This window comes from Sphingobium sp. BYY-5, assembly GCF_022758885.1.
Lineage (GTDB): Bacteria > Pseudomonadota > Alphaproteobacteria > Sphingomonadales > Sphingomonadaceae > Sphingobium.
The window spans coordinates 920,075-935,811 of record NZ_JALEBH010000001.1; the positions used below are offsets into that span (position 1 = coordinate 920,075).

Genomic DNA, 15,737 nt, shown 5'->3' on the forward strand with positions numbered 1-15,737 from the left:
CAATCCGCGGCGGCAAGCCAGTCCTGTCTATTTCAGCCGAAGGGGCAACCCTGCGGTGACGAGCATGACCTCATCGGCCATGGCGGCGATCGACTGGTTCAATCGACCGGCATCATCGCGGAACCGGCGTGCCAGTGCATTGTCGGGTACGATGCCCAGGCCAACTTCATTCGCGACGAGAATGAGATGCCCGGAAAAGCGGCTGACGGATTGCGTCAGCCGCGCGCACGCCGCCGGAATGTCCGCATCCATCAGCAGAAGGTTGGACAGCCAGAGGGTCAGGCAATCGACCAGCACGACGGAGTCGGGGCTGTCCAGCGTCGCGATGGCTTCCGGCAGGTCGACCGGCGCTTCGACCGTCCGCCAGCGATGATCGCGATCGGCCTGATGCTGCGCGATGCGGCGGCGCATCTCATCATCATAGGCCTGCGCCGTTGCGACGAAGCATGGATGCCCTTCGATCGTTTCCGCGCGCTGTTGTGCATAGCGGCTCTTGCCGGAACGGGCGCCGCCCAGCACGAAGAGGCTATGTCCGGTCATGAGACGTCCTTTCGACAAGGGATCAAAACAGCCATGCGGCTCCTCCGGCGATCAGCCACAGTAGCAGGCAGGCGCGACGATAGATGACGAGCGCGCGTTGGATGTCGCACGCAGAGGCATCCCGTCCTTCGCCGCCGATCCATGGCTTGGGATGGATCACGGCATCATAGGATATGGGACCGGCAAGGCGGACCTGAAGTGCGCCAGCCATGGCGGCTTCGGGCCAACCGGCATTGGGGGAGGCATGTTTGCGCGCATCGCGCCACAGGATGTGCCAGCCCCGTCCCCCGGCAAGACAGAGCAACAGGCCGGATAGCCGGGCCGGGGCGAGATTGAGCAGATCGTCCAGCCTGGCGGCGGCCCAGCCGAAGGCGCGCCACCGTTCCTCGCGATGGCCGATCAGGCTGTCGGCGGTATTGATCGCCTTGTATATCCACACTCCCGGCAGTCCGAACAGCAACAGCCAGAAAAAGGGTGCGGTCACGCCGTCGCAATAGCTTTCGGCGAGGCTTTCTATGGCGGCGCGGGCGACGCCACCTTCATCGAGGGCCGTCGTATCGCGGCCGACGATGGCGCTGACCGCGACGCGCGCGGCGGGAGGGTCGCCCGCCTCCAACGCAATGGCCACCGGGCGGACATGATCGTACAGGCTGCGCTGCGCGAGCGCGGGCCAGGCGAGCAGCGCAAGCCCGACCCAGGCGTAACCGCCCAGCGCGCGAACCACCCATATTTGCAACGCCCAGCAAAAACCGCCGACAATAAGGAGCAGCAACAGGATCGTGGAGATTCCCAAGGCCCGCCGCATCCCAAACCGCCATTCCTGCCGATTCCAGCGCCTCTCGCACCCTTCGATCAAGCGCGCGAACAGGCCGACGGGATGACCGATGCGCCGATAGAGGGCGTGGGGCCAGCCCAGGCCCGCATCCAGCGCCAGGGCGACGAGGGCAACCGGGTCAGCCATGACCAAGGGCGCGTTCCAGGCGCGCCTGTGCGGCCTGGTCGGGTGGAAGGCCGAAGCGCAGCCAGTGCGGCTGATCGGCGAAGGGACGGGTCAGGATAGACGCGCGGGTCAGTCGATCGAACAAGGACTGCGCCTCTTCCGTCTCGATCAGGCGGAACAGGGGGCAATGGCCGATGGGCCGATAGCCCGATCGTTCAAGCATCAGGTCGAGGCGCGCCGCGTCATCGTGAAGCCGGCGGCGGGTCGCGGCGATCCAGTCCCGATCGCGATAGGCGGCTGTGCCGATGGCGATCGCCGCCGTGGAAAGCGGCCAGGCCCCCAGTTGCGCCCGCAAAGCCGCCAGAATGGACGGGGGGCCAAGTACGAAGCCCAGCCGCACGCCGGCCAGCCCGAAAAATTTGCCGAAGGAACGGAAAATGAGCAGCAACTCGGTCTCACTCACCATGGGGGTCATGCTGATGGCCGGGTCACTGTCCGCAAAGGCTTCGTCGAGCAGCAGCCATTGCCCATCCGCACGGGTCCGCAACAATTCCGATAGCTGCTCCGGTTTCAGCAAGCGGCCGTCGGGATTGTTGGGATTGGCGAGGATCAGCGTCTGTCCGGATTGAGCGTCGCCGTCCCATTCGGTGGCCGTCGAACCGGCAATCATCTCACCATGGGTACGATAGCTGGGCGCGACATGGTGTGCCGATCCGCCGATCAACCGGCCTGCCAGCCGAAGGCCGATTTCCGTGCCCGGCACGGCGCAGACATGCTCCGCCGCGACACCGAAATAGACGGATGCCGCCGCTTCGAGTTGTTGCAACAGTTCGGGTTCGGGCAAGCGCTGCCAATCGATGGCCAGGTCGTCGGGGACCGGCCAGGGATGCGGGTTGATGCCGGTCGACAGGTCGATCCATGGCTCGACACCGGTGCCGAAATGGCGCTTCGCCGCATCCAGCGCGCCGCCATGCCAGGTCCAGATGTCGCTCATGCCAACCGTACCCATAGCAGCGCCGAAAGCAGCAGCAGCGTTTCCGTGATTTCGATCCCGGCACCATGGCCATCACCTGAAATGCCCCCGATCTTGCGACGGAGCCAGTACGCCCAGAGCATAAGGGCCAGTGGCGTCATCCAGAGCGAGGGCGAGGCGAAGCTGGCGCCGATCAGGCACAAGCTCCAGATGATGAGATCGCACGGACGCACGGCATCGCGGAAGCGGGAACCCAGCCCATCATGAAGCGGTGGAAGGAAGCGCGACCAGAAAAGAGGACCGATGCGCCCGGCAAAGGGGATGAGCGCAATGGCGACATAGGCTTGCGCCTCGATCAGCAGGTGGAGCAGCAGCAGCTTGGCAAGGAGTTGCAGCACGATGGTTACGATGGCGAAGCTGCCCGTGTGCGGATCGGCGAGGACGGCGATCAACCGCTCCTGATCCTTGTGCGCGGCGCCCGCCGCATCCGCGATGTCGCCCAGCCCGTCGAGATGAAGCGCGCCCGTCACCGCCACCCAGCAGATAAGGGCGGCAAGGGCGCCCAGCCACGGGTCGACAAGAGCGCCAGCCCACGCCGCCGCCGCTATGATCGCGCCGACAATCAGGCCAACAGCCGGAAACCAGCGCATCGAGGCGGCAAACTCGGTACTGCTGACCGGGATACGCGGGGTCGGCAGGCGGGTGAGAAACTGGATCGCGATGACAAGCCCCTTCATCCGCGCAATCCCCTGATCTGGGCGCTTCGCGGCTCTCCCGGCCAGACATGCAGGGATAGCAGCGCGCCATAAGGCAAGTCGAACGCCCAGAGTTGGGGGCGGGGAATGCCGCACAACAGGTGGAGGACGGCCCGGATCGCGCCGCCATGGGTGACGATCAAGGTCGGGCGGAGCTGAAGCTCGGCCAGCGCCGCCCCGATCCGGTCGAGCATGGACGACCAGCGTTCGCCATCGGGCGGCGGATAGAGGTCGGGATCGTTCCAGAAGCGCCCGAGCGGTTCGGCCGCGATCGTGCTTGCGGCCTTGCCATCCCATGCGCCGAAATCCAGTTCGCGCCAGCGTGGATCGATTTCCGTCGCCATATCCCGCGCTTCGCCGATCGCGGCGGCCGTGAGGCTGCACCGTTGGAGATCGGACGCGACGATCCGCTCGACATCAAGGCGGGCCGCCTGCTGCACGCAGGCGGCGATTCCTTCCGTCGTGGGGGCGGCGTCGGTGCGACCCAGCATCAGGCCGGGCTGAACGGGCGCGCCATGGCGCAGCAGATGGAGGGGGAAGTCGCTCACAGGGACGCGGAAACGGCCGCTTCGGCGAAGGTCGCCATCTGGTCATGCGCAGCGAGTGCCGCCCGCACCACCCCGGCCGCGACCGCCGCGCCGCTGCCTTCGCCCAGCCGCATGTCAAGCGATAGCAACGGTGTAAGGTCCAGTTGGTCGAGCAGGCGCGCATGACCCGGTTCGGCCGAGCAATGGCCCGCAAGGCAATGCGCTGTGATGGCGGGATTGTCGATCGCGAGCGGTGCGATCGCGGAACAGCAGATGAAGCCGTCCAGTAGCACCGGGACCGCCAGTTGACGGGCGCGCAGCATCGCGCCCGCGATGGCAGCGATTTCCCTGCCACCCACCCGCCGCAGCGTTTCGAAGGCGGAACGGGGAGCGGCGGCATGGATGGCCAGTGCGCGGTCGATGACGGCGACCTTGCGTGCGATGCCGTCGCCATCGACCCCCGTGCCGGGGCCGACCCAGGGCGCGGCGGCGGAACCGAAACTGCGCGCGCACAGCGCTGCGGCGGCGGTCGAATTGCCGATGCCCATCTCCCCAAGGACGATGAGGTCCAGCCCATCCTCGACCGCAGCCGCGCCGATGTTGAGTGCGTCGAGACATTCGTCCGCCATCATCGCCGGCCCGGTTGAAAAATCGGCGGTTGGCCGATCCAGATCGATCGCCACGACCTTCAACTCCAGACCGGCCGCGCCCGACAAGGCGTTGATGGCCGCGCCGCCCGCCTGGAAATTGGCGACCATCTGCGCGGTGACGCTCGTGGGGAAGGCGCTGACGCCATGGACGGTCACGCCATGATTGCCCGCGAAGATGGCCGCGCGTGCGCGCTCCATCCGTGGACGTTCCCGGCCCTGCCAGCGGGCGAGGAAGATCGCGATCTCCTCCAGACGGCCGAGCGACCCGGCCGGCTTGGTCAATTGCGCCTGGCGCGCCCGCGCGGCGGCCTCCGCCTCCCGATCCGGTTCGCGCAGGTCGGACAGGGCGGTTTCGAAGGCGGTAATGGACGTAAAGCTGGTCATTCGACGGTAAATCCCGGTGGCGGCGTGCGGGTGATGAAATGGCCCTTGATAGCCTGCGGCCAGAACGAAAAGGGAACCCGGCCATGCTCGCTCGCCGCATAATGGACGGCATAGTCGAGAATGGCGCGCGCGGCTTCGTCATCCGGTTGGAAACGGCCGAGCACATAGCCAACCTTGTCCGGCGCGCGCAGATGCACGGTGCAGAAATCCTGACAGGCAAAGAGGCAGGGCATTTCCTGCACCGTTATGCCGTCATAGCGCGGGTCGCTGCCCTTGACGCGCCTGAGCGCGGCGATCAGGCGCGCGCCGCCCCGCACGCCTTCCTGATCTTCCCGCGCATCTTGGCTGTGGCGGCACGTGTTGCACGCCACCACTGCCGGGCCGGGATCGACCGGTGTCAACATGATCGAAACCTCCAAATTGGGCCGAACCCGCCATGCGTCAGTGAAGACGGGAATAGAAAGCTGGACAGAGATACCCGCATACGCCGGTCAATCGCCGTGCCTGCTGCGGCCAAGCGGCGTGATGGTCGGCCAGGCACCGTCCAGACGCACCTCCGCATCGATGCCGTAGACCATGCGCAAATTGCCGGGGGTCAATACCTGCTGCGGCGAACCATCGGCCACCAGCCTGCCCCGGTCGATCAGCAGCAGCCGGTCGCAATAGCGGGCGGCCATGGTGAGATCGTGCAGGACCGCGATCACCAGCGCGCCGGCATGGGCTTCGGCCCGGAGAAGGTCCATCACGTCGATCTGGTGGCCGGGGTCCAGGCTGGCGAGCGGCTCGTCGGCGATCAGGGCAGGCGCTTCGACCGCCAGCGCCCGCGCCAGCAGGACGCGCGCGCGTTCCCCGCCGGATAGTTCGGTGGCGTCCCGCTGCCGCAGGTCGAGTATGTCCGCGCGTGTCATTGCCCGCTCGATCGCCGCGCTGTCACTGGTGCCGATGCGCGACATGGGGCCTAGATGCGGCAGGCGGCCCAGGCCGACCAGCCGCTCCACCGTCAAAGGCCAGTGCAGGGTTTGCCCCTGTGGTAGATAGGCCATCCGCCGGGCCAGATCGGCGCGGGGCATGGCGGCGATATCGGTTCCCTCGATCCGGATGCGCCCCTGCGAAGGGATGAGCGCGAGCATCGCCCGCGCCAGCGTCGACTTGCCGGCGCCATTGGGACCAACCACACCGACGAGCGTGCTCGCATCAAAGGTGGTACTGATCCCGTCGAGCACCTGCCGACGGCCCAGCCCGACGCTGACCGCGTCCAGTTCCAGCATCACCATAGCCGCCGCTCCCGCATCAGATGGACAAGGAAGATCGGAACGCCAAGGAAGGCCATGACCACGCCCAGCTTCAACTCATTCTTCGTATCGATCAGCCGCACCACAATATCGGCAAAGGTCAGCAACGCCGCGCCGCCAAGCGCCGAGGGCAGCAGGATCGCCGACGGGCTGCGATCGGTCAGCGGGCGCAACAGATGCGGCACGATCAGTCCGATGAAACCGATGGCACCGGACACCGCCACCGCGCCACCCACGCCGATCGCCGTGCCGAGCATCAGCCGCACCCGCGTGCGCCGCAGGTCCACGCCCAGCGCCTGCGCGCCATCTTCGCCCAGGGTCAGCGCATCGAGCGCATGACCGTCCCACAGCAGCAGCGTCATGCCCACGGCGATGCAGGGCAGGGCGATCCACAGATGGTCGAAGGACCGGTTTTCCAGGCTGCCCATCAGCCAGGTCATGATCTCCATGGCGGCAAAGGGATTGGGCGACAGGTTGAGCGCCAGGCTGATCCCCGCCTGCGCCAGGGTGGCGACGGCGATACCCGCCAGGATCAGCGTCAGCGAGCTTTCAGAGCGCCCTGCAAGGAAGAAGAGCAGCAACAGCGAGATGCAGGCCGCACCGATTGACAGCAGCGGCAGCATCGCGGGATGGATTTCGGCAAGGCCGAAATAGATGGCGCCCACGGCGCCCAGTGCGGCCGCGCTTGATGTGCCCAGAACCGACGGTTCGGCCAGCGGATTGCGCAGATAGCCTTGCAGCGCCGCACCCGCCAGGCCCAGCATCGCCCCCACGGCAAGACCGATCAGCGTACGCGGCAGGCGCAAGTCGAACAGGATTATATCCGTTACCCGGTCGCCATGGCCGGTCAGGGCAGCCCAGAGCTGCGCGACGGGAATATCGACCGACCCCAGCAGCAGCGACCCGATACCCGCAGCCAGAGCGAGGCAGGCCAGTCCTGCAATGAGGGGGATGCGATATTGTTGCACCGCCATCATCTTATCCATTTGCCACGCATGGGCAGGGGATTATGGGAAGGTGCATGTCGCGCAAAGCCTTTCTTGCTTCCGCTGCTCTCTGTCTCGTCCTTGCGGGTGGTTCGGCCTTGTGGGCGGCTGTTTCGCGTCCGGCCGCGCAGTCCGACGCCAGGCCGCGACGTATCGTGTCGCTGAACCTGTGCGCCGACCAGTTGGTCCTGGCCCTTGCCGATCGCAGCCAGATCGCGGGACTGACGCGCAATGCGACCGATACGGACATGTCGGGCGAAGCGGCGCGGGCGCGCGGACTGCCCATCCTGACCAATTCGGCCGAGCAGATATTGGCTATCGATCCCGACCTGGTGATCGGTATGCCCGCCCGGCGCAGCACGGCGCTGGGCGTGCTCAAGGGGCAGGGTTACAAGACGCTCGACCTCAAGAGCGCGGACAGTCTGGACGATATCTACGCCTCGATCCGCGCCACGGCCGCCGCCGTCGGCCATAGCGATCGGGGCGAGGCGATGATCGCGGGCATGAAGCGCGACCTGGCCGGGCTTGGCCGCCCCGGCGCGGGCCGTGTCGCGGCCTATTATCAGCGGCGCGGTTTCATGACCGGCACCGGCACCCTGGTCGACGATCTGATGCAGCGCATGGGCCTCGTCAACCTGGCCGCCAAGCTCGGCAAGCCGGCGCTGGCGCAGGTCAGCCTGGAGGAAATGGTCGCCGCCCGTCCCGACTATCTGATCGTCGAAAGCGCCACCAGCCGCGTGACCGATCAGGGAAGCGAAATGCTGCACCACCCCGCGCTGCGCGATATTCCGCGGATCAGCATCCCGCAGGCATGGACGGTGTGCGGCAGTCCCGCCTACACGCTGGCGGCGCGCGCCATGGCGCAGCAGATCGTACGGCTGAACGGCGGGCATCGTTAGAACTCGATCCCCGGCTGCGCCTTCACATTCTGCTCGCGGAAGGGGTGCTTGACCAGCGTCATGTCGGTGACGAGATCGGCCGCCTCGACCAGCGCGGGTTGCGCGTTGCGCCCGGTGACGATGACATGGGTCAGCGGCGGCTTGGCGGCCAGAACGGCCAACACTTCGTCCAGCGGCAGATAGTCGTAGCGCAGCACGATGTTGAGCTCGTCGGCTAGCACCATCTGGTAGGAAGGATCGGCGATCATGCGCTTCACCTCCTCCCAGGCTTCGCGCGCCACGGCGATGTCGCGAGTGCGGTCCTGCGTGTTCCAGGTGAAGCCTTCGCCCATCGCCTTGAATTCCACCTGATCGGGAAAGCGGTCGAACACGGCCTTTTCGCCCGTGGTCATGGCGCCTTTCACGAACTGGACGATGCCGACCTTCATGCCATGGCCGATGGCGCGCACCACCATGCCGAGCGCGGCGGAGGTCTTGCCCTTGCCGGTGCCGGTATGGACGATCAGCAGTCCTTTCTCGATGGTCTTGGCCGCGACCTTCTTTTCCTGCGCGGCTTGCAGCTTCTTCATCTTTTCCTGATGCTGTTCATCGGTACGCGGCTTCATGCCTCATCTCCTGCGATGTCGGCGAGCAGCAGGGCGGCGCTGTTCGACCGGGGTTTCCATAATTGGCGGTCCAGCGCTTCGCGCAGCCGCCGCGCGGTTTCGCGCAAGGCGGCGGGATTGGCTTCGGCCATGAAGGCGCGCACGGCTTCATCCTCGATGAAGGCGGCGTGGACGGCGTCGAAATGATGGTCCTTCACCGCATGGGTCGTGGCGGCAAAGGCGAAGAGATAGTCGACGCTGGCCGCAATCTCGAACGCGCCCTTATAGCCGTGGCGCATGACCCCCGCGATCCATTTGGGATTGGTGACGCGGGCGCGCACGATCCGGCCGATCTCGTCCTCCAGGCTGCGGATCACGGGGCGTTCGGGGCGGCTATGATCGTTGTGATAGCTGCGGACCGCGCGGCCTTTCAGATGCTCGACCGCCGCCGCAATTCCACCCTCGAACTGGTAATAATCGTCGCTGTCGAGCAGGTCATGCTCGCGATTATCCTGATTTTGCACCACTGCGTCGGCATCGGTGAGGCGCGCGGCGAACAGGGCGCGTTCCGGATCGCCTTCGACGCCGGAACCATAGGCATAGCCGCCCCAGTCGAGATAGACATCCGCCAGGTCGGCGCGACTGTGCCAGAGCCGTTCGTCGATCATCGCCTGTAGCCCCGCGCCGTAGGCGCCGGGCTTCGATCCATAGACCCGTGCGCCGGCACGGCGGGCGGCGGAGGCGGGATCGGCGCCCTCCGCGACGAGCCGCGCCGTTTCGGCGCGATAGCGCGCGGCGGCGGGATTGTCGCCATCCTCCTCGTCCAGCGCCATGACGGCGCGGGCGGCGCTGTCCAGCAGGTCGATCTGTTCGGGAAAGGCATCGCGGAAAAAGCCCGATATGCGCAATGTCACGTCCACGCGCGGGCGGCCCAGTTCCGCGATGGTCATGATCTCGAAGCCGACGACGCGGCCCGATGTCCATTCCCAGCGCGGCCGGACGCCCATCAGCGCGAGCGCCTGGGCAATATCGTCGCCGCCTGTGCGCATATTCGCCGTGCCCCAGGCGGAAACGGCCATGGCTTTGGGATAGTCGCCCTCGCGCTGGAGATAGTCCTGCACCAACAATTGCGCGGATCGCAGGCCCATATCCCAGGCAACAGCGGTAGGTACGGCGCGCGTGTCGACCGAAAAGAAATTGCGCCCGGTGGGGAGGACATCGGGCCTGCCGCGCGTTGGCGCACCCGATGGGCCGGGCAGGACGAAACGGCCGTTCAGACCCGCGAGCAAGGCCGTCATCTCGGCCTGCCCGCAAGCGTCCACGCGGGGGGCGAGGTCCCCGGCTATCCGATCCAGCACGGCGTCGCTCGCCGGGCCGATACGCGGCGCATCCTCAACAAGCGCGCAGGCGAGGGCTTCGAGCCGTTCGACCGTGTCGCCGACCGTGCGCCAGGGGGCGTCGTCCAGTTCCGCAAGCCGTTCCGGCCGAGGGCCAGCCCACGGATCACCCAGTCGGCAATCGAGTGGATCGAAGGCAAGCCCAAGATCGTCGGCGATGGTGCGGAGCAGCGATTTGTCCCCCGCGCCATCATAGCCGCGCGGGGTGCGGGCAAGAGCGACCAACAAATCACGGCGCAAACGACCGTCGGGCGAACGGCCGAAGATATGCAGACCGTCACGGATCTGCATTTCCTTGAGTTCGCAGAGATAATTGTCGATCGCGGCGAGCGCGTCCTCCCCTTCGCCGATCGCGCCCGCATCCTGATCCAGCCCATGGCCGCGCGCCAGGTCGATGATGTCGCGGTGCAGCCGTTCCAGCCGGCGCGGGTCCATCCCGGCGGCGAGATAATATTCGTCGACCAGCGCCTCAAGCTGCTTGAGCGGGCCGTAGCTTTCGGCGCGGGTGAGGGGCGGGGTGAGGTGGTCGATGATGACCGCGCCGATACGCCGCTTGGCCTGCGTGCCTTCACCCGGATCGTTGACGATGAAGGGGTAAAGCTGCGGCATCGGCCCTGCGCAGATTTCCGGGAAACAGGCGCTCGACAGCGACACCGCCTTGCCCGGCAGCCATTCGAGGTTGCCGTGCTTGCCGACATGGGCGACGGCCTGCGCGCCGAACATATGCTCCAGCCAGATATGGAAGGCGAGATAGGCATGGGGCGGCGGCAGCGCCGGGTCGTGATAGCTTTCCTTCGGGTCGATATTATAGCCGCGCGCGGGCTGCACCGCGACGGCGACATGGCCGAAGCGATGGACAGCCAGGCGGAACGCGCCCTCGCGCACGAACGGGTCGTCGGCGGGATCGCCCCAACGGTCGAGCATGGCCTGCCGCGCCTCTTGCGGCAGTCGTTCGAACGCCTTTGCATAGATGTCCAGCGGCAGGCTGGCTTCGGACGGACGCGCCAGCGACGAAGGATCGTTGGTCACGCCGCCGGTCATCAGGCGCATCAGCCCTGCGCCCTCTTCGGGGGCATGGCCGACGTCATAGCCGGCTGCCTTGAGCGCCGACAGGATCGTCGCCGCACTGGCTGGGGTGTCCAGGCCGACGCCATTGCCGATCCGGCCGTCGCGATTGGGATAGTTGGCGAGCACCAGCGCCACGCGCCGATCCGAAACGGCGGTGCGTCGCAATCCTGCCCAGTTCCAGGCGAGGTTGGCGACGAAGGCCAGCCGGTCGGGCGCAACCTTCGGCACGATGATGCCGCATTCGGTACGGCGATCGAATCGTTCCGCCGCCTTGAATGCGACGGCGCGGGTGAAGATGCGGCCGTCCACCTCCGGCAGGGCGACATTCATGGCAAGGTCGCGTGGGCCAAGGCCGCGCGCGGCCGATGCCCATTTTTCCTCTTCCATCCCGGCGAAGGCGATTTGCAGGATCGGGCAGTCGGCACGTTCGAGGACGCCGGGCGTGCGGGGTTCACTGGATGAGGACGCCGCGAAGCTCGTGGCGTTAAGGATCACGTCCGGCGCGACCACACCCAGCAGGGCGCCCAGCCACTGCGTGGCAAAGGGATCGCGCAGGGAGCGGACATGCGCGGCAGCGACGTTGAAGCCCTTGGCCCGCAGCGCGGCGATGGCCGCATCGACGGCCTCAAGCGTCCCGGCGATCATGAGAGCGCGATAGAAGAGCAGCAGCGCCACCGGCCGGCTGTCGTCCCAATCCTGCCGAAGCTGGGCGATGCCGGGGCGCTCGACGCCCGGCAGATAGAGGCCCGCGTCGGCGATCGGCACGGGGTCGTCGGCCTGCCCCACATCATGGCCGATCAGCCGCGCCGCCGTCCGCAGGAAGGCAAGGGCGTTGGCGGTGCCGCCCTGACGCAGATAGTCGCCGAACCGTTCCAGCATCTCCGGGGGCAAGGTCGACGCACGATCGAGGGCGGGATCGCTATCCTGCCCTGCGGCTATGGCGGCGAAGGCGATGCCTCTGGCGCGGGCGACGGATGCGATCTCATCGACGCCATAGGGCCAGTAGCTCTTGCCGCCGAGCAATATGACACAAACGAAACGGGCCTGCGCGATGACCTTTTCCACATAAAGGTCGACCGAATAGGGGTGGCGAAGCTGGAGCAGGTTGGCGAGGCGGATGCTGGGGCCATCTTCCGGCAGCATTGCCGCCGCCCCGGCAAAACAGGTCAGTTCGCTGTCCGCCACGGTCAGGATCACGATGTCGCCCGGCGACTGGTCGAGGTCGATCGCCTCGTCGCCGTTGGAGATCGTTCCGGGGGTGGCGGACAGGAGGTGCATCAGCCGATCAGCGGTGCGATCGCCGCGCGGATCGCGGCCTCGTCCACGCCCTTCTGGCCGATCACGACCAGCCCGGTGCGGCGCGTTTCCTCCTCGCGCCAGGCGCGGTCGAAGAAATGCTGAATGCGTGGACCGACCGCCTGGACGACCAGGCGGCTGGGCTTGCCCGCCACCGCCGCCATACCCTTCACGCGCAGCACGTCATGCTCCGCGATCACCGATCCGAGCGCCTCGGTCAGTGCGTTCACATCCGCGACGTCGCCGCCGGTCAGGACGAAGCTGTCGAAATCATCATGGTCATGGTCCGCGTCGGCACCATCATGGTGCGAGGGGCGCGAATCCAGATCATCCTCCGCCGCGGCGGTGATGCCCAGAAGCGCGGCGATGTCGACCGCGCCATGGCTGGCGCGCACGATCCGCACGCCGGGGCGGGTTTCGGCATTCACCTGCGCCTCGACCGCCGTCAGCGTTTCGCCGTCCACCAGATCGGCCTTGTTGAGCACGACCATGTCGGCGCAGCCCAGTTGCTCCTCGAACAATTCCTCCAGCGGCGATTCATGATCGAGATTGGGGTCCGCCGCGCGGGCCGCCGCCAATGCCGTTTCATCGGTGGCGAAGCGACCCGCCGCGACCGCATCGGCGTCGATCAGAGCGATCACGCCGTCCACGGTGGCGCGGGTGCGGATATCGGGCCATTGGAACGCCTTCACCAGCGGCTTGGGCAGCGCCAATCCAGACGTTTCGATGATGATATGGTCGGGCGGGCTGGGTCGGTCGAGCAGCTTCTGCATCGTCGGCAGGAAGTCGTCGGCCACGGTGCAGCAGATGCAGCCATTGGCCAGTTCGACGATATCGTCCTCCGGGCAGGCTTCATCGTTGCAGCCCCGGACGAGATCGCCATCCACGCCGACATCGCCGAATTCGTTGATGATGAGCGCCAGCCGGCGCCCTTTGGCATTTTGCAGCAGATGGCGGATGAGCGTGGTCTTGCCCGCGCCCAGGAAGCCGGTGATGACGGTGGTAGGAATCTTGCTCACGCGTCTTCTCCCAAGGAGGTGGATAGGGGACGCGCGACATCGTGCCGCGCGCCGGTCTGGTGTCAGAAGGTCAGGCGAACGCCGCCATAGGCAGCGCGCCCGGCGGTGGCGAAGCTGAACACTTCCTCATATTTCTCGTTGGTGAGGTTCTCGACACGGCCGAACAGCGCCACGTTGCGCGCCAGCTTGTAGTCGAGGCTGAAGTTCACCAGCACATATTCCCGCATCGACATAGTGACGGGGATGTAGCTGGGATCGGTATAGGCCGTGTCGGTCGCCCGGCCGTTGTAGCGGATCGTCAGCGTGCCTGCAAAGCGCTGGTCGGCGCTGCTCACCGTCGTATTGAAGCTGGCGATATGCCGGGGCCGACGGATTTCGCGGACGCCATCCTCCTTCGCGTTGAGCCAGGTGTAGGCGAGGTCGAAGCGCAATTGCGGCAGCGGCTGAGCGCTCACGAACGCCTCGATGCCATGCTGGTTGCTCTTCGTGTCCCGGTTGGCGGGTGTCGCGACGAAGTCCGGGGCGGGATAGCTGGTGTAAATCTCATCCTTCAGCCTTGAATCGAACCAGGTCGCGCCGATGGTCGCCCAACCGCCGACACTTTGCTCAAGCCCGGCTTCCCAGCCTTCCGACTTTTCCGGCTTCAAGTTCGGATTGCCGATATATTGACCATCCATATAGCCGTAGAGTTCGTAATAGCCGGGATTCTTGACGCCCGTACCATAGGCGGCGCGGACACGCGTTCCGGTCGGCAGCGCGTAGCTGCCCTGGACGCGCCAGGTGGTGGTGTCCTGAAAGCGGTTATTGTCGTCGTAACGCACCGACCCGCCCAGCGAGAGCGCGCCGGCCGTCATCTCATATTGCCCGACCAGCCCGATATTGTCGGTATGCCGCCTGCCCATGAAGGCAAAGCTCGAAAGGTTCCGGAAACTCTCCCGCTCCACATCGATCGCGCCGGTGATGCGGTGCGTCACCGCTTCCGTGCCGAGGGTCAGGCTGGAAGAGAGGGAGCCTTTGTAGCGGCGACCCTTGTCACCATAGTCGAAGCCAAAGGCGTTATAGCCCTTGCGCGTCGTATCGGCGAACTGGCCCGACAGCGTGCTGATCCATCGCCCGTCCAGCCCGGTAAGCTGCGCCGATAGCAGGCCATAGAGCGCTTCGTTGCGATAACGGACACCGGGGCTGTCGACCGTGTAACCGAACAGAGGGCTGGTGGGATCGAACTCGCTGTTGTTGGTGTCGGCCTTGGTCAGGCTGTAGCGCAGCACGCCCGTCAGCTTGACGGCGTCGGTCGGCGTCCAGTTGACCTTGCTGGTCGCGCCCAGGCTTTGGGAGCCGATGTCCCGGTTGCCGCCGCGCGCGGTGGGATAGCCGTCCGTGTCATAATAAGAGGCGGACAGGGCGTAGTCGAAGCCGTCGCTGGCGCCCGCCACGCGCGCGGCGCTGCTGACCGTGCCGAAGGAACCGCCCTCGATCCGTCCGCTGATGCCCGGCGCCTCGCGACCCGACAGGGTGATATAATTGACCACGCCGCCGATCGCGTCGGAACCGTAGAGCGAGGATTGCTGGCCGCGCAGCACCTCGATCCGGGCGGCGGGATCGGCGATCAGCGTGCCGAAATCAAATTCGCCATAATAGGGATCGGCGGCCTCGATACCATCGATCAGCACCAGAACATGATTGGCTTCGCTGCCGCGCAGGCGGATTTGCGTCTGGCCGCCGACTCCGCCGATCCGGCTGATGGCGATGCCGGGCACGTCGCGCAGCACGTCGGACACGATGCGCGTCTGCCGCGCTTCCAGCGTGGCGGCGTCGATCACGGTGACGGACGCGCCGAGCTGGCTGGCCTTCACCCCTTCGCCGGAACGGGAGGCGGTGACGAGGATCTCATCGCCGGGGCGCGTGCCGGGTTCCGTTTCGGGCGCCTGAGCCAGGGCAGGCGTCGCCGCTGCCAGGGCCAATAGGGAAATAGTCTTTACAGTCTTCATCGGAGAGCCCCCTCCGAACGCCGGCAACGAAGGCAGGGCCTGCCGAACGCGCAACGCGATCGACCGGCGCATGGTGGCGGACTGGCGTTGTTGCGCCCGCATACCCCGCGCCGAAGCGGCCCCGGCCGCTTGGTCGTCGCTCGACGGACATTCTCCGTGCCCTGGTCTCTCCCTGGACCTGGGACAATGAGCGACCCACGCTGGCTGGTCTCCTGGCTCGCGGGTCGTCGCTTGATGCACACCTTCCCAGGGTCTCCCCCAGTGGCTGTCCCGGCCTGTTCCGGAACCTGTGCATCGCGCTCGCCGCTTACAGTTGCAGGGACAGCCCTGGATTTGCCGGCTCTTGTTAAGCCGCCTCACCATGTTCCCATTCAAGCCCCTCGCGGGGCACCGACGCGGTCATGGAGAACAGATATTCCCCACCATCATGCCCATAACG

14 protein-coding genes and 1 riboswitch are annotated in these 15,737 nt (G+C 66.3%); of the genes, 1 reads left to right on the plus strand and 13 read right to left on the minus strand.

Going from position 1 to position 15,737, the window contains the following annotated elements:
- Positions 1-27: 27 nt before the first annotated feature.
- The 9 genes from cobU to MOK15_RS04540 all read right to left on the minus strand — a co-directional run bounded on the left by cobU (position 28) and on the right by MOK15_RS04540 (position 7,035).
- Positions 28-540 carry a bifunctional adenosylcobinamide kinase/adenosylcobinamide-phosphate guanylyltransferase gene (gene cobU, locus MOK15_RS04500; RefSeq protein WP_242930506.1) on the minus strand — a complete coding sequence of 171 codons (513 nt, stop codon included), beginning with the start codon at positions 538-540 and terminating at the stop codon, positions 28-30.
- A 22-nt stretch (positions 541-562) separates the two neighbouring features.
- Positions 563-1,501: an adenosylcobinamide-phosphate synthase CbiB gene (gene cbiB, locus MOK15_RS04505; protein ID WP_242930507.1), complete on the minus strand. Its 939-nt coding sequence runs from the start codon at positions 1,499-1,501 to the stop codon at positions 563-565.
- Positions 1,494-2,474, minus strand: a complete 981-nt coding sequence (gene cobD, locus MOK15_RS04510) for a threonine-phosphate decarboxylase CobD (RefSeq protein ID WP_242930508.1) — start codon at positions 2,472-2,474, stop codon at positions 1,494-1,496. The genes cbiB and cobD overlap by 8 nt, the downstream gene beginning before the upstream one ends.
- The gene (locus tag MOK15_RS04515; protein ID WP_242930509.1) at positions 2,471-3,190 is read right to left on the minus strand and encodes an adenosylcobinamide-GDP ribazoletransferase; all 720 of its coding nucleotides are present in this window, start codon (positions 3,188-3,190) and stop codon (positions 2,471-2,473) included. Before MOK15_RS04515 ends, cobD begins: the two co-directional genes overlap by 4 nt.
- Positions 3,187-3,756 (minus strand): histidine phosphatase family protein, encoded by a 570-nt coding sequence (locus tag MOK15_RS04520; RefSeq protein ID WP_242930510.1) that lies wholly within the window; start codon positions 3,754-3,756, stop codon positions 3,187-3,189. Before MOK15_RS04520 ends, MOK15_RS04515 begins: the two co-directional genes overlap by 4 nt.
- Positions 3,753-4,769: a nicotinate-nucleotide--dimethylbenzimidazole phosphoribosyltransferase gene (gene cobT / locus MOK15_RS04525; protein WP_242930511.1), complete on the minus strand. Its 1,017-nt coding sequence runs from the start codon at positions 4,767-4,769 to the stop codon at positions 3,753-3,755. The genes MOK15_RS04520 and cobT overlap by 4 nt, the downstream gene beginning before the upstream one ends.
- On the minus strand, positions 4,766-5,173 hold the full coding sequence (locus MOK15_RS04530) for a DUF1636 domain-containing protein (protein WP_242930512.1): 408 nt from the start codon (positions 5,171-5,173) through the stop codon (positions 4,766-4,768). The genes cobT and MOK15_RS04530 overlap by 4 nt, the downstream gene beginning before the upstream one ends.
- 87 nt (positions 5,174-5,260) lie before the next feature.
- On the minus strand, positions 5,261-6,043 hold the full coding sequence (locus tag MOK15_RS04535; RefSeq protein WP_242930513.1) for an ABC transporter ATP-binding protein: 783 nt from the start codon (positions 6,041-6,043) through the stop codon (positions 5,261-5,263).
- Positions 6,037-7,035, minus strand: a complete 999-nt coding sequence (locus tag MOK15_RS04540; RefSeq protein WP_242932625.1) for an iron ABC transporter permease — start codon at positions 7,033-7,035, stop codon at positions 6,037-6,039. The genes MOK15_RS04535 and MOK15_RS04540 overlap by 7 nt, the downstream gene beginning before the upstream one ends.
- 47 nt (positions 7,036-7,082) lie before the next feature.
- On the opposite strand from MOK15_RS04540, the gene MOK15_RS04545 reads away from it, so the two are divergent.
- The gene (locus MOK15_RS04545; RefSeq protein WP_242930514.1) at positions 7,083-7,946 is read left to right on the plus strand and encodes an ABC transporter substrate-binding protein; all 864 of its coding nucleotides are present in this window, start codon (positions 7,083-7,085) and stop codon (positions 7,944-7,946) included.
- On the opposite strand, the gene cobO is transcribed toward MOK15_RS04545, so the two are convergent.
- The 4 genes from cobO to MOK15_RS04565 all read right to left on the minus strand — a co-directional run bounded on the left by cobO (position 7,943) and on the right by MOK15_RS04565 (position 15,298).
- Positions 7,943-8,551: a cob(I)yrinic acid a,c-diamide adenosyltransferase gene (gene cobO / locus MOK15_RS04550; RefSeq protein WP_242930515.1), complete on the minus strand. Its 609-nt coding sequence runs from the start codon at positions 8,549-8,551 to the stop codon at positions 7,943-7,945. The genes MOK15_RS04545 and cobO overlap by 4 nt on opposite strands.
- Positions 8,548-12,273 carry a cobaltochelatase subunit CobN gene (cobN, locus tag MOK15_RS04555; protein WP_242930516.1) on the minus strand — a complete coding sequence of 1,242 codons (3,726 nt, stop codon included), beginning with the start codon at positions 12,271-12,273 and terminating at the stop codon, positions 8,548-8,550. Before cobN ends, cobO begins: the two co-directional genes overlap by 4 nt.
- Positions 12,273-13,310, minus strand: coding sequence for a cobalamin biosynthesis protein CobW (gene cobW, locus MOK15_RS04560; RefSeq protein ID WP_242930517.1), 1,038 nt, complete (start codon positions 13,308-13,310; stop codon positions 12,273-12,275). The genes cobN and cobW overlap by 1 nt, the downstream gene beginning before the upstream one ends.
- Positions 13,311-13,372: 62 nt before the next feature.
- Complete coding sequence (locus MOK15_RS04565; protein ID WP_242930518.1) at positions 13,373-15,298, minus strand: TonB-dependent receptor; 1,926 nt, start codon at positions 15,296-15,298, stop codon at positions 13,373-13,375.
- A gap of 184 nt (positions 15,299-15,482) precedes the next feature.
- Positions 15,483-15,708, minus strand: a riboswitch (cobalamin riboswitch).
- Positions 15,709-15,737 lie beyond the last annotated feature (29 nt).